The sequence below is a fragment of the Sulfuriferula sp. GW1 genome, from assembly GCF_047300855.1.
In the GTDB taxonomy this organism is placed as follows: domain Bacteria; phylum Pseudomonadota; class Gammaproteobacteria; order Burkholderiales; family Sulfuriferulaceae; genus Sulfuriferula.
Genome location: NZ_CP170197.1, coordinates 1,340,742 through 1,361,989, shown reverse-complemented (window position 1 = coordinate 1,361,989; position 21,248 = coordinate 1,340,742). Strand labels below are relative to the sequence as shown.

Annotated in this window: 20 protein-coding genes; 5 read left to right on the top strand and 15 right to left on the bottom strand. The window is 54.7% G+C overall.

Annotation, left to right across the window (positions count from 1 at the left end):
- Positions 1–4: 4 nt before the first annotated feature.
- Positions 5–1,318 (bottom strand): 30S ribosomal protein S12 methylthiotransferase RimO, encoded by a 1,314-nt coding sequence (gene rimO / locus ACFDAU_RS06815; RefSeq protein WP_413439234.1) that lies wholly within the window; start codon positions 1,316–1,318, stop codon positions 5–7.
- Between the two features lie 37 nt (positions 1,319–1,355).
- Between rimO and ACFDAU_RS06810 the strand changes: the two genes are divergently transcribed.
- A complete protein-coding gene (locus ACFDAU_RS06810; protein ID WP_413439233.1) occupies positions 1,356–1,529 on the top strand; it encodes a hypothetical protein in 174 nt (57 codons plus the stop codon).
- On the opposite strand, the gene ACFDAU_RS06805 is transcribed toward ACFDAU_RS06810, so the two are convergent.
- Positions 1,526–2,320, bottom strand: coding sequence for a ZIP family metal transporter (locus ACFDAU_RS06805; protein WP_413439232.1), 795 nt, complete (start codon positions 2,318–2,320; stop codon positions 1,526–1,528). The genes ACFDAU_RS06810 and ACFDAU_RS06805 overlap by 4 nt on opposite strands.
- 219 nt (positions 2,321–2,539) lie before the next feature.
- Between ACFDAU_RS06805 and ACFDAU_RS06800 the strand changes: the two genes are divergently transcribed.
- Positions 2,540–4,489, top strand: coding sequence for an AsmA family protein (locus tag ACFDAU_RS06800; RefSeq protein WP_413439231.1), 1,950 nt, complete (start codon positions 2,540–2,542; stop codon positions 4,487–4,489).
- A 225-nt stretch (positions 4,490–4,714) separates the two neighbouring features.
- Here ACFDAU_RS06800 and ACFDAU_RS06795 read toward each other — a convergent pair whose 3' ends face one another.
- The 8 genes from ACFDAU_RS06795 to flhB form a co-directional block, all read right to left on the bottom strand.
- Entirely contained in the window at positions 4,715–5,212 is a 498-nt protein-coding gene (locus ACFDAU_RS06795; protein ID WP_413439230.1) for a DsrE family protein, read from the bottom strand.
- 135 nt (positions 5,213–5,347) lie between these two features.
- A complete protein-coding gene (gene motD / locus ACFDAU_RS06790; protein ID WP_413439229.1) occupies positions 5,348–6,124 on the bottom strand; it encodes a flagellar motor protein MotD in 777 nt (258 codons plus the stop codon).
- Between the two features lie 60 nt (positions 6,125–6,184).
- Positions 6,185–6,925, bottom strand: coding sequence for a flagellar motor protein (locus ACFDAU_RS06785; RefSeq protein ID WP_413439228.1), 741 nt, complete (start codon positions 6,923–6,925; stop codon positions 6,185–6,187).
- Entirely contained in the window at positions 6,907–7,638 is a 732-nt protein-coding gene (locus tag ACFDAU_RS06780) for an RNA polymerase sigma factor FliA (protein WP_413439227.1), read from the bottom strand. Before ACFDAU_RS06780 ends, ACFDAU_RS06785 begins: the two co-directional genes overlap by 19 nt.
- 2 nt (positions 7,639–7,640) lie before the next feature.
- A complete protein-coding gene (locus tag ACFDAU_RS06775; RefSeq protein WP_413439226.1) occupies positions 7,641–8,432 on the bottom strand; it encodes a MinD/ParA family protein in 792 nt (263 codons plus the stop codon).
- Complete coding sequence (gene flhF / locus ACFDAU_RS06770; protein ID WP_124706244.1) at positions 8,425–9,699, bottom strand: flagellar biosynthesis protein FlhF; 1,275 nt, start codon at positions 9,697–9,699, stop codon at positions 8,425–8,427. The genes ACFDAU_RS06775 and flhF overlap by 8 nt, the downstream gene beginning before the upstream one ends.
- Positions 9,696–11,777 carry a flagellar biosynthesis protein FlhA gene (flhA, locus tag ACFDAU_RS06765; protein ID WP_413439225.1) on the bottom strand — a complete coding sequence of 694 codons (2,082 nt, stop codon included), beginning with the start codon at positions 11,775–11,777 and terminating at the stop codon, positions 9,696–9,698. The genes flhF and flhA overlap by 4 nt, the downstream gene beginning before the upstream one ends.
- Positions 11,774–12,946, bottom strand: a complete 1,173-nt coding sequence (gene flhB, locus ACFDAU_RS06760) for a flagellar biosynthesis protein FlhB (RefSeq protein WP_413439224.1) — start codon at positions 12,944–12,946, stop codon at positions 11,774–11,776. Before flhB ends, flhA begins: the two co-directional genes overlap by 4 nt.
- A gap of 363 nt (positions 12,947–13,309) precedes the next feature.
- Between flhB and ACFDAU_RS06755 the strand changes: the two genes are divergently transcribed.
- The 3 genes from ACFDAU_RS06755 to ACFDAU_RS06745 are packed head-to-tail and all read left to right on the top strand — an operon-like array spanning position 13,310 to position 17,065.
- A complete protein-coding gene (locus ACFDAU_RS06755; RefSeq protein ID WP_413439223.1) occupies positions 13,310–15,910 on the top strand; it encodes an EAL domain-containing protein in 2,601 nt (866 codons plus the stop codon).
- The gene (locus tag ACFDAU_RS06750; RefSeq protein WP_413439222.1) at positions 15,907–16,230 is read left to right on the top strand and encodes a hypothetical protein; all 324 of its coding nucleotides are present in this window, start codon (positions 15,907–15,909) and stop codon (positions 16,228–16,230) included. Before ACFDAU_RS06755 ends, ACFDAU_RS06750 begins: the two co-directional genes overlap by 4 nt.
- A complete protein-coding gene (locus ACFDAU_RS06745) occupies positions 16,223–17,065 on the top strand; it encodes an HDOD domain-containing protein (RefSeq protein WP_413439221.1) in 843 nt (280 codons plus the stop codon). The genes ACFDAU_RS06750 and ACFDAU_RS06745 overlap by 8 nt, the downstream gene beginning before the upstream one ends.
- 79 nt (positions 17,066–17,144) lie before the next feature.
- Here the strand turns inward: ACFDAU_RS06745 and motB are convergent, their stop codons facing one another.
- From motB to flhD, 5 genes are all read right to left on the bottom strand, one after another.
- On the bottom strand, positions 17,145–18,107 hold the full coding sequence (motB, locus tag ACFDAU_RS06740; RefSeq protein WP_413439220.1) for a flagellar motor protein MotB: 963 nt from the start codon (positions 18,105–18,107) through the stop codon (positions 17,145–17,147).
- Positions 18,108–18,131: 24 nt separating this feature from the next.
- Positions 18,132–18,992: a flagellar motor stator protein MotA gene (motA, locus tag ACFDAU_RS06735; protein WP_413439219.1), complete on the bottom strand. Its 861-nt coding sequence runs from the start codon at positions 18,990–18,992 to the stop codon at positions 18,132–18,134.
- A 152-nt stretch (positions 18,993–19,144) separates the two neighbouring features.
- Entirely contained in the window at positions 19,145–19,915 is a 771-nt protein-coding gene (locus tag ACFDAU_RS06730) for an SAM-dependent methyltransferase (protein ID WP_413439218.1), read from the bottom strand.
- A 65-nt stretch (positions 19,916–19,980) separates the two neighbouring features.
- A complete protein-coding gene (flhC, locus tag ACFDAU_RS06725; protein ID WP_124706253.1) occupies positions 19,981–20,538 on the bottom strand; it encodes a flagellar transcriptional regulator FlhC in 558 nt (185 codons plus the stop codon).
- Between the two features lie 52 nt (positions 20,539–20,590).
- Positions 20,591–20,908, bottom strand: coding sequence for a flagellar transcriptional regulator FlhD (flhD, locus tag ACFDAU_RS06720; protein WP_413439217.1), 318 nt, complete (start codon positions 20,906–20,908; stop codon positions 20,591–20,593).
- Positions 20,909–21,248 lie beyond the last annotated feature (340 nt).

The following is a 21,248-nucleotide window of genomic DNA, read 5'->3' as shown; positions in this document are numbered from 1 at the left end:
GCCCTCAAACTACCTCGCCCCACAAGTCGTGCTCGCCGCTGTCGGTGATGCGAACTTTGGCAAACTCTCCCGGCACCAGGCCGGCTGGATTCTCGATCACCACCACGCCGTCGATCTCGGGCGCATCGGCGTAAGAGCGAGCCACCGCGCCCTCTTCCGTAATTTCATCCACCAGCACGGTCATGGTCTGCCCCACGCGCTCGGCGAGGCGGTCGGCGCTGATGTCGGCCTGCAATTCCATCAGACGCGCGCGGCGTTCTTCCTTGAGCTGTTCGGGAACGTGGTCTGCCAGCGCGTTGGCGGTTGCGCCTTCCACAGCCGAATAGGTAAAGCAACCGACGCGGTCGAGCTGAGCCTCTTCAATGAAATCCAGCAGCATCTGGAAATCGGCCTCGGTCTCGCCGGGGAAACCGGCGATGAAGGTGCTGCGGATCACCAGTTCAGGACAGATTTCACGCCAGGCCTTGATGCGCGCCAGGGTATTCTCGGCGGCGGCGGGACGTTTCATGGCCTTGAGTACTTTCGGGCTGGCATGCTGGAACGGAATATCCAGGTAGGGCAGGATTTTGCCTGCCGCCATCATCGGGATGACTTCATCCACGTGCGGGTAGGGATACACGTAGTGCAGGCGTACCCACACCCCCAGTTGCGACAACGCTGCAGCCAGTTCGGTCATGCGTGTCCTGAGCGGACGGCCATTCCAGAATCCGGTGCGGTACTTCACGTCCACGCCGTAGGCGCTGGTGTCCTGGGAAATGACCAGCAGCTCTTTCACGCCGGCGTTGACCAGGTTTTCCGCTTCCTGCATCACGTCGCCGATCGGGCGGCTGACCAGATCGCCGCGCATTGAGGGGATGATGCAGAAGGTGCAGCGGTGGTTGCAGCCTTCGGAAATCTTCAGGTAGGCGAAGTGGTCGGGCGTCAGGCGTATGCCTTGCGCGGGGACCAGATCGAGGTAAGGGTCGTGCGGCTTGGGCAGATGCGCATGGACGGCTTCCATCACTGCTTCGGTGGCGTGCGGACCGGTCACTGCCAGTACGCGCGGATGCGCTTGGCGCACCACATCGCCCTTGGCGCCGAGGCAGCCGGTGACGATGACTTTGCCGTTTTCCGCCAGCGCCTCGCCGATGGCATCCAGCGATTCTTCCACAGCGGCGTCAATAAAGCCGCAGGTGTTGACCACCACCAGGTCGGCGTCGCTGTAATTGGGCGCAATAATGTACCCTTCGGCGCGCAATTCGGTCAGAATACGTTCGGAGTCGGACGTCGCCTTGGGGCAGCCCAGAGAAACGAAACCAACTTTTGGAATTTTAGTCATCTGTTCGATCTATCCGTGTTTGGAAACCAGCGTCGCCATGTACATTGTATTGTTTGCCTGCGCCTATATCTGGATCATGATGGTGGCCACCGCCCCGTCCCTGCTCAAAGGGATTGCTGTATTCGTCATCGGCGGCAGCCTGATCGCGCTGATCCATTACATCCTAGACACGCCGGGGCGCAAACGCCGCAGAGCGGCTGAAGAAGATTAGGCGTATTCGCCCACCAGCATCTCCATCACCGCAATGGTCGCAATGCCGGCGCCGATCAACAGCACTTGTTCCACGGTCGCCACCAGCCCAACCCGCTTGTGCAGCCCGGGGATCAAGTCTGCAACCGCCACGTAGATCATGCTCGCCGCTGCCAGCCCCAGGAATACCGGGATCAGGCTCTGCATGGATTGCAGCCCATAATACGCCAGCAAACCACCCACCAGGGTTGCAGCGCTGGACAGCAGGTTATACGCCAGCGCCCGCGTCTTGCTGTAGCCGGAATGCAGCAGAATCAGGAAATCGCCCACCTCCTGCGGAATCTCGTGCGTAATGATCGCCAGCGCAGTGATGATGCCCAGCTGCACGTCCGCGAGAAACGCCGCAGCTATCAGAATACCATCGACAAAATTGTGGAAGGTATCCCCGACCAGGATCATCATGCCACTGCGGCCATGATCGTGCCCATCCTGACTATGGCTGTGAGTCTGTTCCAGACCGTGAGTCTCGCAGGTTTCGTGGTGGCAGTGGCGCCACAACACTAGTTTTTCCAGCACGAAAAAACCCATGATGCCGGCCAGCACCGTGGCTGCGGTGGTGTGAATATTGCCGGATGCCTCGACAGCATGCGGCAGTATTTCCAGAAAAACAGCACCCAGTAAAGCCCCGATCGCATAACTCACCAGCATTCCCACCCAACTGGGTTTGGCCGCATAAGCGAACACTGCAGCAGCCAATACGCTCAGCGCACCGCCAAGAAAGCTGGCAGCAATAATCCAGGTGAGGATGGTCATGGTGGCAAGAGAATTGGGTTGCTGAGAGGGGTGGCTCGAAAGCCCTTAACGCCGCGTTCGCGCCCGGCGCTTTCACTGTTGTGGCGTGATTCTCTCACAGCCCGTAACCTCCAGCAACCACAATAATAAACTGATCGTATGTACGCTAGCGTACGGATTTTGAGTGGAGGGAATGCAAGACTGACCAAACACAATTTGCCGGAAATAAAAGAAATAAACATGTTGCGCCGCATCCTGAGATGGCTGGGCTACCTTCTGGCGGCGATCACCATCACCATCGTACTGTTGATCCTGTTCTTCGACTGGAACTGGCTGCGTCATCCTATCGAGCGCGCCGTCACCGAAAAAACCGGACGCGCACTGACGATCAATGGAAACCTCGATGTAAAACTGGGCTGGCCGGTCACTCGTGTGCAGGTTACCGATATCACCTTCGCCAATCCTGCCTGGGCCAGGCAGCCGCTGATGTTCAGTATCAAACGCGTGGATGGCGGCATCCGCTTGCCCCAATTATTCGAACGTCAATTCTGGCTATCGACGGTGAGGCTCACTCAGCCGCAGGTATTTCTCGAACAAAGCCCGGACGGTCGCAAGAATTGGCTACTGGACCGCAATCAGAAAGACGAAAGCGCCCAGGCAAAAATTGATCGCATCGTGCTGGATAACGGCCATCTCACCTACGTTGACCCGGCGCAGAAAACGCAAATTCAGGCTGCGCTTTCAACACGTCAAACCCTGTCGCAGGGTGCTGCAACTGCAGATATCGTGTTCAGCGCACAGGGCGAATACAAAGGCATGCCATTAAATGCGAGCGGCAGTGGCGGTACCATCCTCGCCTTGAGCGATGAAACGACGCCCTACCCTATCAACATCAAGGCCAGTCTCGGCCATACCCAACTCCAGGCTGCCGGTACAGTGACCAGCCTGACCCGATTCAGTGCTGTTGACTTGAATATGATGCTGAAAGGCTACAGCCTCGATCAGCTATATCCGCTGATCGGCATTGCCCTACCACGCACCCCCGCGTATTCAACCAGGGGACACCTGCTGCATAACGCCAAGCAATGGCGTTATGAAAAATTCACCGGGCGTATTGGCAATAGCGACGTCAAAGGCAACATGCAAGTAGACGGAGGCGGCAAGCGCCCGTTTTTGCGGGGTAATGTAACGTTTCAGGTGTTGGATCTGGCGGATCTTGGATCGCCAGTAGGCATGAGCAAGCAAAATGAGGGGAAATCCTCAGCACCCAATCGGGTGCAACAGGCTGCCTCTACCCAGTCTGTCGCCAGCCAGAACAAACGCGACGTGCTGCCCGATCTGCCTTTCCGTACCGAACGCTGGAACAGTGTAGACGCCGATGTCAAAATTCAGGCGAAACGCATCCAGCGTGCGCGCGCCCTGCCTATTGAAAATCTGGTGACGCGCGTGCAGATGAACAATTCGATATTGACCCTCGACCCGCTGAAATTTGGTGTTGCGGGCGGGATGCTGGCAGGCGCCGTTACGCTCAATGGCCAGCGCGACCCGATTCAGGCCAAATTGAACATTCATGCACGAAAAGTTTTACTCAATCAATTATTCCCCACCTTCAAGCTGAGCAAAACCAGCATCGGTCAGGTAAACGGCGACTTTGATCTCACTGGAGAAGGCAACGCCGTCAGCCAGATGCTAGCCAGTTCCAACGGAAAAGTTGTCCTGCTTGTAAATGGCGGCGAAATCAGCAAGCTGATGCTGGAAACCATCGGTTTACACCTGTGGGAAATATTGCAGCTAAAAATTACCGGCGACAAAGTCGTCAAATTGAATTGCGCCATCGCTGATTTCAACGTCAGGAAAGGCGTGTTGCAAACCAGGACAATGCTGCTGGATACCCAGATCACCACCATCATCGGTAGCGGCGATATTAATATGGCACAGGAAACCATCAATCTGGATTTAGTACCCCACACCAAGGTAATCAGCCCGCTGGCCTTGCGCACCCCGATTTACATTCGGGGTAAATTTGCCAAGCCTGAGGTATCGATCGACAAAACCAGGCTGGCATTACGTAGTGCCGGTGCAATTGCCTTGGGCGTGATCAACCCTTTCCTGCCCATTATTCCCCTGGTCGATACCGGCCCCGGAAAAAACAGCGAATGCGGCCGTTTGATACAGGCGGCAAAACACTAAGCCTTTCGATGAGATTCATCGTACAACTCATCTGCTTGAAAGATTTAATCAATAGCGCCGAGTAGCCGCTGCGCGCCATGACAAGAAAGTGAGCTTGTTTGTTCTTGAGCAATTCGACCGGTTGTGGGAGTCAATGATAAATCAGCAGGGAAAATAAAATGGGCTCGGAATGAGCCCATTCAATATGTCTGAAATATTTAGTTAAGCGATGCGTTGCTCAACCAATCATGGCTTGACGTAGGAATAATGTTCCAGGGATTGCAGCTTGGAAATTTCCGCCACACCTGAAGGAACGATTTTGGCTTCGGGGATCACGGTTTTAGGATCAATTTTCCGCCCGACCAGGGTATTGTTGCAGACATCGAATTCCACCCCTTTGGCTTTCAATTCCTGGGCTGTAATATCAAAAGGGTTGCCCTGCTGATCCTTGGCGCCTTCTAACAGAAAATCAACACCTTTTCCGTGGGTAACAACCACAATGTGCGCTTGAGGATTGGCACTCAAATGGTTTTTAACGTTGTTCAGAGCCAGGCGCGCAATCGAACTATCGTTGACATGGTAAACCACATTTTCCGGGAAACCGCCAGCGCCAGCGCTCTTGCCTGGCGATGCACCGGCTGTAACACAACCGGTCAGCACAGCCAGACCCGCCAATAATCCCACTGATATGAATTGTTTCAATCGATACAGCATGATGTCTCCTCCTTTTGAATTAAATTTCAAATATTATCGTCCATGCATCCGGATAGGGCATGTGGACAGGAGGTTTGATCATTCCCGGCGGCTTGTAAATAGTCCGAAAGTACCCGTGATGAAATCCGGTTTACGATTCACCGTATGCTCGCAATGAGGACCAGGCTAATTTTCAGAGGCGGGTTTGACGGGTATTTCGGTAACAACTTCGGGGAGTGCCGACAGGATGGTTACCGTCACGCGGCGGTTGCGTGAGCGGCCTGCGACCGTCGTATTGGAATCGACGGGTTGGTTCGATCCGTGCCCAACCGCGGTTAGGCGATTCTCGCTAATGCCGCTCTCGCCGAACAGCCGGACCACACTGCTTGCGCGCATCGCGGATAATTCCCAGTTGGATGGAAAAAAGGCATTGCTGATCGGAAGATTGTCCGTATAGCCTTCAACCCGTATTGCATGTTGATCGTGCTTCAGCACCGCTGCGACAGCCTTCAGCGCCTCGCTGGAATCCGCGGTCAAAGTTGCTTCGCCAGGTGCAAACAGCAGGCTGGCATTGATTTCCACACTCACCCCACGTGCCGTCTGGGTAACGCGAACCTTACCCTCGCTGACCAGCGGCGCGAGTACCTTGAGGATATCCCGGGCAATACCGGTCATCTTCTCCCTTTCCCGCCTTACCGCTTCACTGACATGGGGCCTTGGCACCAGCAGCTTTCCGGGCAGCGGCAATGCCGGCTGCTCTGGCCCGGATTTCGTCTGCGGTGTTCGTGTCTGTCCAAAAGCACTGCCGAGGGAATCGGAAAGCACGCGATACTTGCTCTCGTTTACCGACGAAATTGCATACATCACCACGAAAAAAGCGAACAGGAGCGTAATAAAATCCGCATAGGAGACTAGCCAGCGCTCGTGATTGTCGTGCTCTTCTTCGTATTTTTTTCGGGCCATGGCGTGGAGTCTTCAGATCACGATACTTAGTAATTCGTTACCGAGAAATCAGTCTTCCGTTTATCTGAGATAGACGGCCACGCGTTCATCGATAACACGCGGGTTATCTCCGGTGGCAATTCCGATAAACGCATCCGCAAGCATTTCACGCGTACTGACTTCATGGATGACTGCTGTTTTGAGCCGGTTGCCTATGGGTAAAAAAACCAGATTGGCCAGACCGACGCCGTAAATGGTGGCAACGAACGCCACGGCGATCCCCCCACCGAGTTTGGTCGGATCGGAGAGATTCTCCATCACATGAATCAATCCCAGCACAGCGCCCAGAATTCCGATGGTCGGCGAATACCCCCCTGCAGACTCCCATATTTTCGCAGCCTGGCGTTGCTCCATTTCATAGGCGCTAATCTCGAGATCGAGAATTTCCCTGAGTTTGGCGGGCTCGGTTCCGTCGATGATCAGACGCAAACCCTTGGCGGTGAATGGATCTTGCGTCGCCAGCATGAAGGGTTCCAGGCTTAACAGGCCTTCACGCCGCGCCGTGTGGCTCCAGACCCTGATTTCGTCAGCCATCTCATGCCGGTTATCCAGTGCAGGAACGAATACCCGACGTATCATCCACACGCCACGGACAAACACTGGTACCCGATTTTGCAACAGGACTGCGCCTATTGTTCCAATCACCACCACGACAAAAGCGGCCGGTTGCACCAGTGAACCGATATGGCCGCCGTCCAGCAAATGTGCAACCAGGACGCCTGCCAGAGCGAGTACAACGCCGGCTAAACTGCCCCAGTCCACGCCTGTCCCCTGAGTGTTGATCGGAGCCGGGCTATGGCCTGACTATGTAACTGGCATACGCGCGATTCCGAAACCCCCATAACCGCACCGATCTCTTTGAGATTCATTTCTTCTTCATAGTAAAGACCCATCAGGATTTTTTCGCGCTCCGGCAGCGCTTCGATCGCTTCAGCAACTGCTCCGCGGAAACCGCTTTCGAGCAGGTCTTTCAGCGGATCGCCGGATTCACCCTTGGAATGCTGGTCCAGAAAATGGTCGTTGCCATCCGCATCATGAAAATCTTCGTAATACATCAACTGGTGTCCGGCCCCATTGCTCAGCAATTCCTGATAATCGGCCAATGAGAGTTTGAGTTCCCTGGCGATTTCGGTTTCTGTGGGTTCATGGCCCAGGCGTTGTTGAAGGGCATTCATTGCCACCTCAATCTTGCGCATGTTCTGACGGATACTGCGCGGCAACCAGTCGGTACTGCGCAGTTCGTCCAGCATCGCGCCGCGAATACGTTGCACGGCATACGTCTCAAACTGTGCGCCGTGGGTTTCCTCATACCGATTAATGGCATCAAGCAAACCGATCATCCCTGCCTGCACAAGATCGTCCACTTCCACGCTGGGCGGCAGCCGGGCTTTCAGATGAAAGGCGAGCCGCCTGACCAGCGGTGCATGCTGGGTCAGGAGATAATTCTTGTCCGATTTTCCGTTAGCGGTATACATATTCAGGACAGGCTGAGTTGTCCGGCTAGGCGCCTGAATGCAACGGAAGCACCAGCCAGCGGGAATGCATCGATTACCGAACGACCCAGATGCGCCGCGCGGTTGAGGTGCTCATCAGCCGGCACAGATCCCATGGAATTGAGTTGAATGGCGAGGTAACGGCTTGCCGTTCGCGCCATATTCTCATAAACCAGGTGAGCTTCTGCTTCGGATGCTCCGGTCACCAGCACGCCGAACGAGCGCCGCCCCATGCATCCGCTAAGCCGTTTGATCAGGCTGTATGCGGATTTGATCGACGCTGCACCGGGAGACATCTGAACCACGATCTGGCCTTCGGCCATGGCCGGAAGCGGAAATGAATCGTTCGCGTCAAGTTCTCCATCCACCATGACGACACCGGCCTGTCTTGCGAGCAAGTCAAAGCTATTGGCCAGGCGCTGGGCATCGGCCTCGTCCCGGCTGACCAGGCTCTGCCGTCCACGCGCCAGTGAAACCAGACCCAGGCCCTGCGATACCGGCTGAACCACTTCATCCAGCGCCTTTTCCTGCCGCGCTACATCGAGCAAGCTTGCACGACGTGTCGCTCCAAACCGCGATGCGATCCCTTTTGATGCGGAACGCGCGTCGACCAGTAACACATCGCTTCCCGTCTGCACCAGCGATGCGCCCAGATTGGCCAGCATTGCGTTTTTTTCCTCGTCGCGCAGCACCGACAGAAATGTCAGGACGCGGGGACGAGGCCCGGCAAGCATGCGCCGCAGGCCTTCTGCCTGATCAAAATCGAAATTAGCCAAGATTCACCTCACGCAGAGATTTATCTTTCATCGCACGTACGGTATTGGCGATTACCAGTGGTAACTCATCGTCCTGATACTGGAATGGCGAAGATTCGCGCTTCAGTTTGAATGCACGGTCAACCAGATAATCGCGATTGATGACGTGCAGGTCTTCCGGCACGCGCTGGCCATTAGCGGTGTAGTAAAGGCTCAGTTTCTGACGGATGGCCACGTCCAGTACATTGCCTATGGTCGCTGCTTCGTCGAGCTTGGTGATGATGCAACCCGCCAGCCCCGAGCCCTGATAGGCCCGCACCACTTCGTTGAGCGTCTCCCCGGTAGACGTGGCATTAAGACACAGCAGGCGTTTCACCTTGGTGCTTGCGCCCGAGAGCATGGCAACCTGTTCAGCAACCATATGGTCGCGCTGATTCATGCCCACCGTATCGATCAGGATCGTGTGCTTGTTCTTCAATTCGTCCAGTGCGATGCGCAGGTCGGCTTCATCTTTTACCGAATGCACCATCACGCCCAGAATCTTGCCGTAGATGCGCAATTGCTCATGGCCGCCGATACGATAGCCGTCCGTAGTGATCAGTGCCAGCTTGCCGGTGCCGTGGCGCATTACACAACGCGCAGCCAGCTTGGCGGTCGTGGTGGTTTTGCCTACGCCGGTAGGTCCGACCAGGGCAAACACCCCGCCTTTTTCCAGAATCTCGTTTTCGTTGTTAATGGCCTGCAGGTTGCGTACCAGAACCGATTTGACCCAGGTCATCCCTTCTTCGGCAGTGTCTGCGGCCGGCAGATTTTCCGCCAGATGCCGTGCCAGACTGGCGCTAAATCCTGCTGCCAGCAATTCGCGCATAATCACGGCGCGATGCGGCTGTCTGCTCTGGCTGGCTCCCCATGACAACTCGGCGAGTTGCGTCTCCAGCATGCCGCGCATCGAACGGATCTCGCTCATGACTTCATTAAACTCGCTGGCGGCGGCCTGTTTCGCGGTCGATGCTGCACGTGCGGTTTCGAGAGCGCCCGAGAGGCTGGCGGCCTGGTTGCTCTCCATACGACGTTTTGGCGGCAATGGCGTGAGCTGAGGTTGCGGCACAGTTTCCTTCTCCACGGATGGCGCCACCAGTGCTGCGATATCCTCATTTGCAAGCGCCATGATTTCAACGCCGCCATCGATACTGCGGTTCGACAGAATCACCGCATCCGGACCGAGTGCATCGCGGACCTTGCGCAAGGCGTCACGGGAATTGCTGGCGGAAAATTTTTTAACGTTCATGCTTGGCCTCCAACTAGGCTGGTAACCCTAATGGTTTTTGAATCGGGAAGTTCGGCGTGCGACAACACCTTGAGTTGCGGAAGTGCACGGCGCAAAAAGCGGGCGAGCAGTGCACGTAAAGGTCCCGGCACCAGGAGTACCGGGGTGAAACCCAGTTGCTCCTGCTGTCGGGTTGCCAGTTCGGTCTGAGTAGCCAGCATATCGGCAAGGCCGGGTTCAATTCCTGCGCCTTCCGGTCCGCTTGCCTGTAAAGCCTGCATCAGCAGGCGCTCCAGACGGCTATCCAGCGTCATCACCGAAAGCTCGTTCGCCGACGGGAACAGCTGCTGGACAATTGCGCGACCCAGGGCGATGCGCACCAGGGCAGTGAGTTCATTGGGATCCTGAATGCGCGTTGCATGCTCTGCCAGGGTTTCGATAATGGTGCGCATGTCGCGGATATGCACGCCCTCAATCAACAGGTTTTGCAGCACCTTTTGCAGCGTGGAAATCGTCACCAGCTTGGGCACCAGATCTTCCACCAGCTTGGGCGATTCCGTACCCAGATGGTCGAGCAGTTGCTGCACCTCCTGACGCCCCAGCAGTTCAGCTGCATGCAGCGTGATCAGATGATTGAGATGGGTCGCCACCACCGTACCGGCGTCCACCACGGTATAGCCCATGGTTTGCGCCTGTTCGCGCAGCCCCGCATCTACCCATGTTGCGGGCAGGCCGAACGCCGGGTCGCTGGACAATGCGCCGGGCAGCGTACCGGTAACCATGCCGGGATTAATAGCCAGATATTGGCCGGCATGCGCTTCGCCGCTCCCGATTTCAACGCCTTTCAGGCTGATGCGATATTCCGCTGGCCTGAGTTCGAGGTTGTCACGAATATGCACTGGCGGTGACAGGAAACCGACTTCCTGGGCAAATTTCTTGCGAATACCCTTGATGCGGCGCAGCAGTTCACCGCCCTGATCCTTATCTACCAGAGGAATGAGGCGATAACCCACTTCCAGACTCAGCGTGTCTACCGGCACAATATCCTGCCAGGTCGCTTCTTCCATCTCGTTGGGAGCGGCCACCACAGCGGGTGGCGGTTCAATGTCTGTCTGGAGTGCGCGTTGCGTAAGGATATAACCGCCGCCACCCAGCACCGCGCCCAGCAGAAGAAAAGCAAAGTGCGGCATGCCGGGAATAAGCCCCATTCCGCCGATGATTGCAGCGGCGATATAGAGTACCTGCGGTTTGGCAAAAAGTTGGCTAAGTAACTGCCCACCAATATCCTGATCGCTGGCAACACGGGAAACCACAATACCTGCCGCAGTCGAAATCAGCAGCGAGGGAATCTGTGCGACCAGACCATCGCCAATGGCCAGCAAGGTGTAATTCTTGATGGCGACTGCAAAAGTCAGATCATGCTGCACCATGCCGACAATGAGGCCACCGACGATGTTAATCACCGTCACCATGATGCCAGCCACCGCATCGCCTCGTACGTACTTGCTGGCACCGTCCATTGCACCGTAAAACTCAGCTTCCTGAGCGACTTCGGTACGGCGCTGACGTGCTTCCTGTTCGCCGATCAATCCGGCATTCAAGTCGGCGTCGATCGCCATCTGTTTGCCGGGCATCGCATCCAGGGTAAAACGCGCGCCGACTTCTGCGATACGCCCGGCGCCCTTGGTGACGACCATGAAGTTGATGATGGTCAGGATGATGAATACCACGATACCGACGGTGTAATTACCGCCGATCAGGAAATGCCCGAAAGCCTCGATTACTTTACCTGCAGCGTCCGGACCGGTATGCCCTTCGGTGAGCACTACCCGGGTAGACGCGACGTTGAGGGAGAGCCTGAGCATGGTGCTGACCAGCAGAACCGTAGGGAAAACCATGAAATCCAGCGGCTTTACCGTATACAGGCTGGTGAGCAAAACAATAATGGAAAGGGCAATATTGAAACTGAAAAAGATGTCGAGCACAATCGCCGGCAGCGGCAACATCATCATTGCCAGCATGATGATAATGATCATCGGTGCTACCAGCGAAGCTCCCCCAGGCGCTGTCATCCAGGCAGGCAGTTTCAGGCCGTTCATTGCCGGGCTCCCTGATTATTCGTGGCCTGGGCTGCTGCGTTGAGCGGATCAAGCTGCGGCGGCACGTCGAGCTCACCGGGGATATCCGGACGTACGCCGCCATGCTCACGGTAGGCGCGCAACTGGAATACATAAGCCAGGACTTCCGCCACAGCGGTATACAGCGCTTCCGGAATTTCATCTCCCAGTTCCGCATGCCGGTATAGCGCCCGCGCCAGCGGTGCGGCTTCCAGCAGCGGCACATTGTTCGCACCGGCCAGTTCGCGAATCTTCGCTGCCACCTCATCGGCGCCTTTGGCGACTACCTTGGGTGCACGCATCGCACCGTCCGAATATTTGAGTGCCACGGCGTAGTGGGTCGGATTGGTCACCACCACGTCTGCCGTGGGCACTTCGGACATCATGCGGCGCCGCGCCATTTCACGCTGCTGCGCGCGGATTTTTGCTTTGATTTGCGGATCTCCGTCCGATTCCTTGGCTTCCTGACGAACTTCCTGGCGCGTCATTTTCAGCTGGTTGGCATGATGCAATACTTGATAAGGCGCATCAATCAGGACGATCACGCCCAGGGCACCGGTAATCGTGATGAAACTGATCCACAGCAGGCTGCCAAGGTGGGCGCTGCCTTCATGCAGGGACTCGACACTCAGGGCCAGAACTGCGTCTTTTTGCTGCCAGATCACCAGACTGGCAACCACGCCCACCAGAATGGTTTTGGCTATCGCCTTGCCGAATTCCACCGCCGCATTGGAAGAGACCAGATTGCCCAGCCCTTTGATCGGGTTCATGCGCCCAAAATTCGGTTGCAGCGACTTGGTGCTGAACAACCAGCCACCAATGATGGCGGGAGTAACCAGGGCCACAACAATCAATAGCAGTGCTATAGGCGCGAACACCCACAACAAATCGCCCAGGCTCGCACCAAGGTGCGCAAAGAGTGCAGACATATCGAATGCCTGGGTTCGCTCAAAGCTAAGGCCGGAAACAAGCGTGCTTTCCAGTTGACGGATCAGCTTGTCTCCCGAAAACCAGATACCGCTTCCTGCAGCAATCAGTATGGTGAATGTGGCCAGCTCGCGCGAACGCGGGACATTGCCGTCCTCGCGCGCCTTTTCAAGTCGCTGCGGGGTGGCTGATTCAGTTTTTTCGAGATCGCTGTCTTCTGACATCGCTGTTCCTATGGCGGGGCCGTCTTGCCTTCAATATGACGCATAGCCGGATCACACAGCTACGATTATTGGCGATAAGCCATCCAGGCCATCGGGGGAATAAGTACATAAATCCCCCGTATTTCACCGAAGACCGGAAATTGGTGCGACCAACGGCGAAATATGGCTAAAGACTTCCAAAATATTTGCCGATGTAACAATGTCAGCCTGGATCAGGCTAAGGGGGTTTGATTCTGTACGAATGAACTGGCTTAACACGCCATGCTGACTCTATGACCAAAGGCCGTATATGCGTGACAGATTTGAAGACATGCCGGGCTTCAATGCCGAATGTGCACTACCTGGCCATCCGGGCATGGGCCAATGACCTTCCATACCGACCGGCACCGACAGTTCGACCCCCTGCTGCGGATAGGTAGCCGCGCACTTGCGTTTTCAGGAAACGGCATTGTCATCCTGGATGCAACGAGCACATCCAATCCGATTATTTTTGCCAACGACGCCTTTTGCCGTATGACCGGCCATGCAATCGAGGAAGTCGTTGGACGCGATTTTTCTTTTTTGCTCCGCAATCATCACGATGAAAATGAGATAGCCGCCGTCTACTGCGCGCTTGCCAACAAGCGCGAAGCCAATCTGGTACTGCGCAAGTTTCACCAGGATGGCACTGAAATCTGGTGCAAACTGCTCATTTCTCCGGTACCCGATGAAGATGAAACTGACCAGATTACGTATTTCATTGGTGTGCAGACCGACATTTCCGAGCATAAACGTGATGAGGTGCGACTTGCGCATCAGTCTACCCACGACGCGCTGACCGGACTGCCCAACCGCAATCTGCTCAAAGACCGCCTGGAACAGGCGATAGCCCAAACCGACCGCAGCGAGGATAGCGTGGCGCTGCTATTCCTTGACCTGGATCACTTCAAGTTGATTAACGACAGTCTGGGACATGCTGCGGGTGACCGGATGTTGCTCGACGTGGCCGAACGGCTGCGTGCCTGCGTCAGAGAAGGTGATACGGTATCCCGGCATGGCGGCGATGAATTCGTGCTGGTGCTGCGGGAAATCAATCAGTCGCATCATGTAGCAACAATTTGTGAAAAAATATTCCAGACCATTGCTGATCCATTTTTCATACAAGGCCATAGCTTCCACGTCACCTGCAGTATTGGCATTGCGCTTTATCCGCAAGATGGTCCGGATACTGCAACGTTATTCAAATACGCCGACATGGCCCTGTACCAGGCGAAAGACCATGGGCGCAACCACTTCCAGTTCTTTTCCAGCGAAATGAACGAGCGCATGCAGGAGCGCGTCATGCTGGACGAAGCCCTGCGTTCTGCCATTGCCAATGATGAGTTGCTCCTGCACTACCAGCCGCTGGTTAGCCTGAGTACGGGCCAGCTGGTCGGACTGGAGACACTGGTACGATGGCAGCACCCCGTATTCGGCATGGTTTCGCCAGTGCGGTTCATACCCATTGCCGAAGAATCTGCCCTGATCGCCAGCATTAGCGAATGGGTATTACGCAAAGCCTGCCAGGATATACGTACCTGGATTGACCAGGGCCTGACAGGATTCCAGGTTGCCGTGAACGTCTCGCCCCGACAGTTCCGTGACCCCAGGCTGGCGGACCGGATTGAATTGGTGCTCGCCGAGTACCATATCAATCCGGGCATGTTGTCTCTGGAAATCACTGAAACGGTTTTGATGCAAGACACAGCATCGAGCGAAGCCACTCTTCGTCAACTCAAGGCGCTCGGAGTAGATCTGGCTCTGGATGACTTCGGAACGGGTTATTCCTCATTGAGCTATTTGAAGCGTTTCCCGTTCGACCGCGTCAAAATTGATCGCTCCTTTGTCAGGGACATCACTACCGATGCTGATGATGCGGCGATATCGAAAGCGATTATTTCCATGGCCCACAGCCTCGGCATCCGGGTCGTCGCCGAAGGGGTCGAGACAGCTGCCCAGTGTCAATTTCTGCGCCGCCATAGATGTGACGAAATGCAGGGATACTACTTCAGCCGGCCGCTTCCACCGGCAGAAATAACCGTGCTGCTGATAGAAAAAAGACATCTCCCGGAAAGTATTTTAATCCGCAGGAAATCAACGCGCATCCTGCTTCTGGTGGACGCCGATCCTGATATTCTGGCAGCACTGCAACAATTGCTGCACCAGGACAAGTATCTGATCATGACCGCTTGCAGCGCAGAGGCAGCGCTGGCGCTGCTCGCCCAGCACGACGTCGACGTTCTGGTATCCGGCCTGGCAATACCCGACATGAGTTGCATCGAGCTACTCAGCCGTACCATGAAAATGCACCCCGGCGTGATACGGATGGTTCTGTCTGCTCACAACGAAAGACAAAGCGTTATCGATAACGACCACAATGACCTGGTCCATAAAATTATCGTTAAACCATGGGATGATCTGCAACTGCGTCAACACCTTGACGACGCTTTTCGACTTAAGGAAATGGCAGAGGAAAATCGGCGCCATAATCTGGAATTCAATAAAGAATTCAAGGAGGAAAACCAGCGCCTGAATATCAAGACAAAAGCATTGAGCCAGGAACTATCCAACACCCACCTGAAGCTGGAGAAAATAATTGCCCGGCAGGAACAGCAGAACTTGCGCGATAAGGTTCAACACGACATTCTCAGCGAAATGCTCGAACACCTACCGCTACCCATGATAGGTTTGGACGACGATGGTGTCATCGTTTTTATCAACTCCGCAGCCGAGGTCCTGTTTGCTTTTCATGGGCCGCTTCTTGGTAGCGATGCGCATGAGTTGCTACCTGCGCTTCGCGACGCGACAAATGCTCATGACGCCAGCGACGCACTTTCTGTCTGCATACAAAATCGGCCGTACCGGATCATTTACCAGCGTATGGGCACGCACTCGCTCTCCAGTGGCAGCCTGCTGACCCTGGTAAAACAAGAGATCATCGTATGAACCCCGTGCACGAACAAATCAGCCTGGACAAGGCCGTTGCGGGCATGATCCTGGTGGAAAATCTAAGCGACGCCGAAGGAAACATGCTGCTGCCACGCGGAGCGGCGCTGACCGAATCGGCCCTGATTATCCTGCGGCGGCGCAGAGTAAAATATTCGCATGGGTTCACTACAGCACGCGCCGCAGCCGATATTAAAACCGCGCATGCACTGCAGCACCAACGCCTGACCAAACTATTCAGGGCGGCTGGAAATACAGAGGCGAATGGCCTGTTACTGCGTCACCTCTTGCAATATCGTTTGGGCGAAAACCATGAATAAGCTGTCCATGGACGAGGCCGTCAAAACGATCCGGAGCCTGCCACCTCTGCCTGAAATCGTGACTGATTTGCTGAGCAGCATGGGGAAGGAAAATATCGATATCGACACGCTGGCCGAAAAGCTGACCCGCGACCAGGCATTGGTCGCTACAACTTTGCGCTTGGCCAATTCCTCGTTTTATGGAATGTCTCATCGAGTCAGCAGCATTCGAGAGGCTTTTGCGATTCTGGGCCTGAAGAGTATGCGTACCCTGATTACCGCCGCTTCGGTGACTAACGGCTTTATCGGCGGTCAAAGCCTGGCTGACGAAATCGAGAAAAACTGGCGGCACTCGATTGCCGTGGCTGTTTGCGCCAAAGCACTGGCGCGTCAACTTAATCAGGATCAGGAACTCGCGTTTACCGTAGGGCTGTTGCACGATATTGGCAGGCTGGTGCTGGCGATATATTTCCCTGAACAGCATCAGGCGGTGCTTGCTCATCGCACGACGCACGATTGCACCGCATTCCAGGCTGAACAGGCGGTGCTGGGTATTGATCACGCCATGTTAGGTCAGGCGCTTGTCGAATACTGGAAACTGCCACCGGATATACAATTGGCCATAGGCAACCACCATACTCCGGATCAGTCCAAGCAAAACGCTCTGATCTCGCTCGTGCATGTCGCCGATGCAATCGTGCACGCTCTCGACCTGGCTCTGGATGAGGAAGAACTTGTTCCATTGATTTCCACAGCGGCATGGAACAAGCTGGGTATTGGTCGGGAAACGGTCTTGCTGGTGTTTAAAGAGACCGAACAGCAGTTTGAGGAAATGTGCCGAATCCTGATTGTGTAGATAGGGAAGCCGGCTAAACACCGAACCCATCGCAAAAACAATTGAGCGGCGATCCGGATACCTCCAGAGTCTACCTGCTCTATTTTCCCTGAGCGCCCGGCTTAATTGCCGGTATTGCCTTCGCTCCCGGCAGGTTTTGTTGCAGCTGCGCTGCGCTGGAAACATCCGCCACGCCACCCCCTTCTTTGGCGATGGCGTCTTCTGTTTTCTTGTTCATGACGATGATGCTGATACGCCGGTTGATGGGATTGAACGGATCTTTCCGGTCGATGGGTACCGCGGAGGCAAGGCCCACGACGCGTAATATTTTCCCCTCATCCATGCCGCCAGCCACCAACTCGCGGCGTGAAGCATTAGCGCGATCGGCAGACAATTCCCAATTGCTATACCCGCCCTCTCCGCCCGAATAAGGCGTTGCATCGGTATGCCCGGAGAGACTTATTTTATTCGGGACATCGTTGAGGGTCTGTCCGATATCATGCAGAATTTCCTTGGTATAAGGTTCAAGTTTTGCTTTGGACAACGCAAACATCGGACGGTTTTTTTCGTCCACAATCTGGATCCGCAGACCTTCTGTAGTGATATCGATCAATAATTGTTTTTTGAATTGCTTCAGCGTCGGGTTGGCGTCGATAGCGGCTTCGATGCGGCCCTTCAAGGCTTTCAGACGAGAAGCTTCAATACGCTCCAGGTCAGCCTGCGCGGACTTGAGATCATAGGTTTTTTTCTGCGCTGGATTGTCACCCCTGTTAATCTGCCCAACCTGTTTGGTCAGATCCTTACCACCGCCTTTGATGACGCTGGAGCTATCGCCACTCCCCGATCCACCCGACATGGCTACCTTGAGAGGCGTCTGGAAATATTCCGCAATGCCTTGCAGCTCGCCCTTGGTCGTGGATCCCAATAACCACATCAACAGAAAAAACGCCATCATCGCCGTGACGAAATCGGCATAGGCAATCTTCCAGGCGCCGCCGTGATGGCCACCCCCGGATTTCTTGATACGTTTGACGATTATGGGGCGTGGTACCGCTTCGGCCATGTCTGTTCCCGCTGGGTTCTCTGATTACTTGGATTTGGCTTGCTTGACGTGGTCTTCCAGTTCGCTGAAAGTGGGACGCTCTGTCGAGAACAGCACCTTTCTGCCGAACTCAACGGCAAGCGCAGGAGCATAACCGTTCAGACTGGCCAGCAAGGTCACTTTGACGCACTGAAACATCTTCGAGGATTCATGCAGCTTTTGCTCCAGAAGACTGGCAAGCGGGCCCACAAATCCATACGCGAGCAAGATACCGAGGAAGGTTCCAACCAATGCATTGGCAATCAAAATACCCAGTTCCGCAGGCGGCAGCCCCACCGATGCCATGGTATGCACTACCCCCATGACTGCGGCCACGATGCCGAATGCCGGCATACCGTCGCCGAGTTTTGCAATACAGTGCGCAGGCACCTCACCCTCGTGATGGTGAGTTTCGATCTCGTTGTCCATGAGATTCTCGATCTGGAATGCATCCATGTTTCCCGCCACCATCAGACGCAGGTAATCGGTCATGAATTCCATAATATGATGATCGGACAGTATCGTCGGATATTTGCTGAAAATCGGACTTTCTTCCGGCCTGTCGACATCACCCTCGATCGACATCAGACCTTCTTTGCGTACTTTGCTCAATAATTCATACAACAGCGCCATCAACTCCATATACAGCGCCTTGGTGTACCTGGAGCCTTTCAGAAGACTAGGCAGCGCTTTGAGGGTTGCCTTGATGGATTTGGCATTATTACCAACCAGAAATGCACCCGTCGCGGCGCCGCCGATCATGAGCAACTCCACCGGCTGCAGAAGCGAGGCCAAATGCCCGCCAGCAAGTGCGAAACCGCCAAACACGGAAGCTAAAACAACGATATACCCGACAATGACTAACACGCGCTCAAACTCCGTTGATAATATGATTCTTAAGATAGCTGACTGCCTGAACGCCTATTTGACTGAACAGGAATCTGAAAGCCGCGCTCATTTAGGTTTACGACGCACGTTACCAGAACTTGAGCAACGCACGCCCTCTTGCATCGACCTAATCAAAAGCGCCAGGCATAGAGGGTAGGCCCTTGAATTTTGGACGTGACAATGACATCGGCAACGGCACCCGGAATGGAAAATTCATAACTCAACAGCAACGTGCCGGGTTGCATTTCGATTCGGGCTTTTTCCCACAGCGCAGACATGGCCGCAGGTGACAGATAAGCAAACACCACATCGTATTGCGAAAAATCCAGATGCGTGTAATCGCCATGGATAAAATGCCCACGACTGCGCACCAGCTGGGCCCTCAGCCAGCTTGCCAGCCAGGGCAGCGGTGCCAGTTCGATTCCGGAAATAGAACTTTCCGGTCTGCGCGCGGCAAGATTCAGTACCAATCCGCCCAAACCACTGCCGATATCGATGAAACGGATTGGACGATCAACCGGAAGCAGGCCGGCCACCGCTTCCCGGGCTTCCAGTCCGGATGGATAAAACGGAACCTGGGTACGGAATGTCGTCCAGTACAAACCAAGTAGTAAAACGAACAGGCCAAGAAAAATTCCCGGCGGCAGTGAAAGCGAAAGCATGGCTATCAACGCGACCGGAAACAGAAATTGTATGGCTAACCACCAGGGTGCAAGACGTCGCCAGAAGGCCAGCGCAGCCGCAATGGTGCCTTGCAATAGCGCAGCCGCAACAATGTCTGCCTGCATGTCAGTCAGTATCCAAATTCCGCGTATTGCCAGTAGGGCCAGCAAAAACGACACGAACTGAATAATCAGCGCCTGGATTGCCGGTATGCGCAATGTGGATAGGAAAGAGTACACGTGGCCACCTGGCAGCATCCCGCTATCCACGATTCACTGCTTCTTTGCTATGAGGGAGATATTTCTCAGGCTGCCATTGCCAGTGCAGCGGCGGCATCTTCACGGACTTTTTTGGTTTTTCCGGCGCGGGATGGCATATGGCAGAGGCCGCAGGCGTAGTCATTATGCAGATCCAGACTATTCACCACAAAGTGACCTCCACATTTGCAGCAGGTCGTCGTTTTAAGCATTTTCCTGCTCACAAAACGCACCAGTGTCCAGGCACGGGTAAGTGACAGGACGGGTTCTTCGTCATTGCCGGGTTGTATTTGCTCAAGATAAAGCTGATACGCCTTCATCACCGCCTCAATACCATGAACTTTGGCGTGCTCTACCAGATAATTATAAATATTGATAAACAGTGAAGAATGAATATTGGGTTGCCAGGTCAGAAACCAGTCGGTGGAAAATGGCAGCATGCCTTTCGGTGGCGAAACCCCTTTGAGTTCCTTGTACAGCTTTAGCAAACGCTCGCGCGACAAGGACGTTTCCGACTCAAGCAATTGCAGGCGGGCGCCAAGATTGACCAGTTTGATTGCAAGTTGAATTTCATTGGATTCGGTTACTACGCTTTTCTTGGTCATTTTTTGCGTTCCAGTCTGAATCGATTTGATGTGCGTCGTAGCGCTTACATTGCTAGGCGATTTCTTCTATAGGTTGACCCGCCATCAGGATGGCGGCATGTGATTGCGCCAGCGAGCGGTCCTTGTTGTAATTGGTCAGCATGCCGAGAATGGCGCCGTCGTCAAAACGGAAGCGTGCCAGCATCATGCTGGTACCCGCCAGTTTCAGAATTTGTGCATTGCTCAAGCCTGCAATCAGATCGGCGATCTGATTGTCAATCCCCAGGCGGAAAATCGCCGTGGCCTTGTCGGAACGGATCAACTGTTGCGCAAGCATCAGATAGCTCAGGTTGGCGTCACGGATTTCAGTCATTACTTCGTTCGCTGTCATTTTTTTTCCTTTGCAGTAACCTTCGGTAACCTGTTTGCAACTCGCAATCCCAGTGGTTGCCATAATGAAGCCTGAATCAAACGGGGAAAATAGGCCATGTTCTGTAATTCACGTCAGAAACGGCAACAGACCGCTTGTAGGTGTTTGTCTTACAGCTCTCTGCAGGCAATGAGCCTGTGAGCTCAAATACCTAACTATCTCCATACTTAATTAATGGCTGTTCATCGGGCCGAACGATTAAACCCATAAACAAATTGACACAGATCAACCAGGATTAAACATGTAGAGGTAATACTGGAAGATAGTGTCGAACCGGTTTACCATCCGTGTCCATGCGCGG

What these genes read in the sequence shown, in the direction of transcription:
- rimO (WP_413439234.1), bottom strand. Translation starts at nt 1,318, where the DNA reads ATGACTAAAATTCCAAAAGTTGGTTTCGTTTCTCTGGGCTGCCCCAAG.
- ACFDAU_RS06810 (WP_413439233.1), top strand. Translation starts at nt 1,356, where the DNA reads ATGTACATTGTATTGTTTGCCTGCGCCTATATCTGGATCATGATGGTG.
- ACFDAU_RS06805 (WP_413439232.1), bottom strand. Translation starts at nt 2,320, where the DNA reads ATGACCATCCTCACCTGGATTATTGCTGCCAGCTTTCTTGGCGGTGCG.
- ACFDAU_RS06800 (WP_413439231.1), top strand. Translation starts at nt 2,540, where the DNA reads ATGTTGCGCCGCATCCTGAGATGGCTGGGCTACCTTCTGGCGGCGATC.
- motD (WP_413439229.1), bottom strand. Translation starts at nt 6,124, where the DNA reads ATGGCCCGAAAAAAATACGAAGAAGAGCACGACAATCACGAGCGCTGG.
- ACFDAU_RS06780 (WP_413439227.1), bottom strand. Translation starts at nt 7,638, where the DNA reads ATGTATACCGCTAACGGAAAATCGGACAAGAATTATCTCCTGACCCAG.
- flhF (WP_124706244.1), bottom strand. Translation starts at nt 9,699, where the DNA reads ATGAACGTTAAAAAATTTTCCGCCAGCAATTCCCGTGACGCCTTGCGC.
- flhA (WP_413439225.1), bottom strand. Translation starts at nt 11,777, where the DNA reads ATGAACGGCCTGAAACTGCCTGCCTGGATGACAGCGCCTGGGGGAGCT.
- flhB (WP_413439224.1), bottom strand. Translation starts at nt 12,946, where the DNA reads ATGTCAGAAGACAGCGATCTCGAAAAAACTGAATCAGCCACCCCGCAG.
- ACFDAU_RS06755 (WP_413439223.1), top strand. Translation starts at nt 13,310, where the DNA reads ATGACCTTCCATACCGACCGGCACCGACAGTTCGACCCCCTGCTGCGG.
- ACFDAU_RS06750 (WP_413439222.1), top strand. Translation starts at nt 15,907, where the DNA reads ATGAACCCCGTGCACGAACAAATCAGCCTGGACAAGGCCGTTGCGGGC.
- ACFDAU_RS06745 (WP_413439221.1), top strand. Translation starts at nt 16,223, where the DNA reads ATGAATAAGCTGTCCATGGACGAGGCCGTCAAAACGATCCGGAGCCTG.
- motB (WP_413439220.1), bottom strand. Translation starts at nt 18,107, where the DNA reads ATGGCCGAAGCGGTACCACGCCCCATAATCGTCAAACGTATCAAGAAA.
- flhC (WP_124706253.1), bottom strand. Translation starts at nt 20,538, where the DNA reads ATGACCAAGAAAAGCGTAGTAACCGAATCCAATGAAATTCAACTTGCA.
- flhD (WP_413439217.1), bottom strand. Translation starts at nt 20,908, where the DNA reads ATGACAGCGAACGAAGTAATGACTGAAATCCGTGACGCCAACCTGAGC.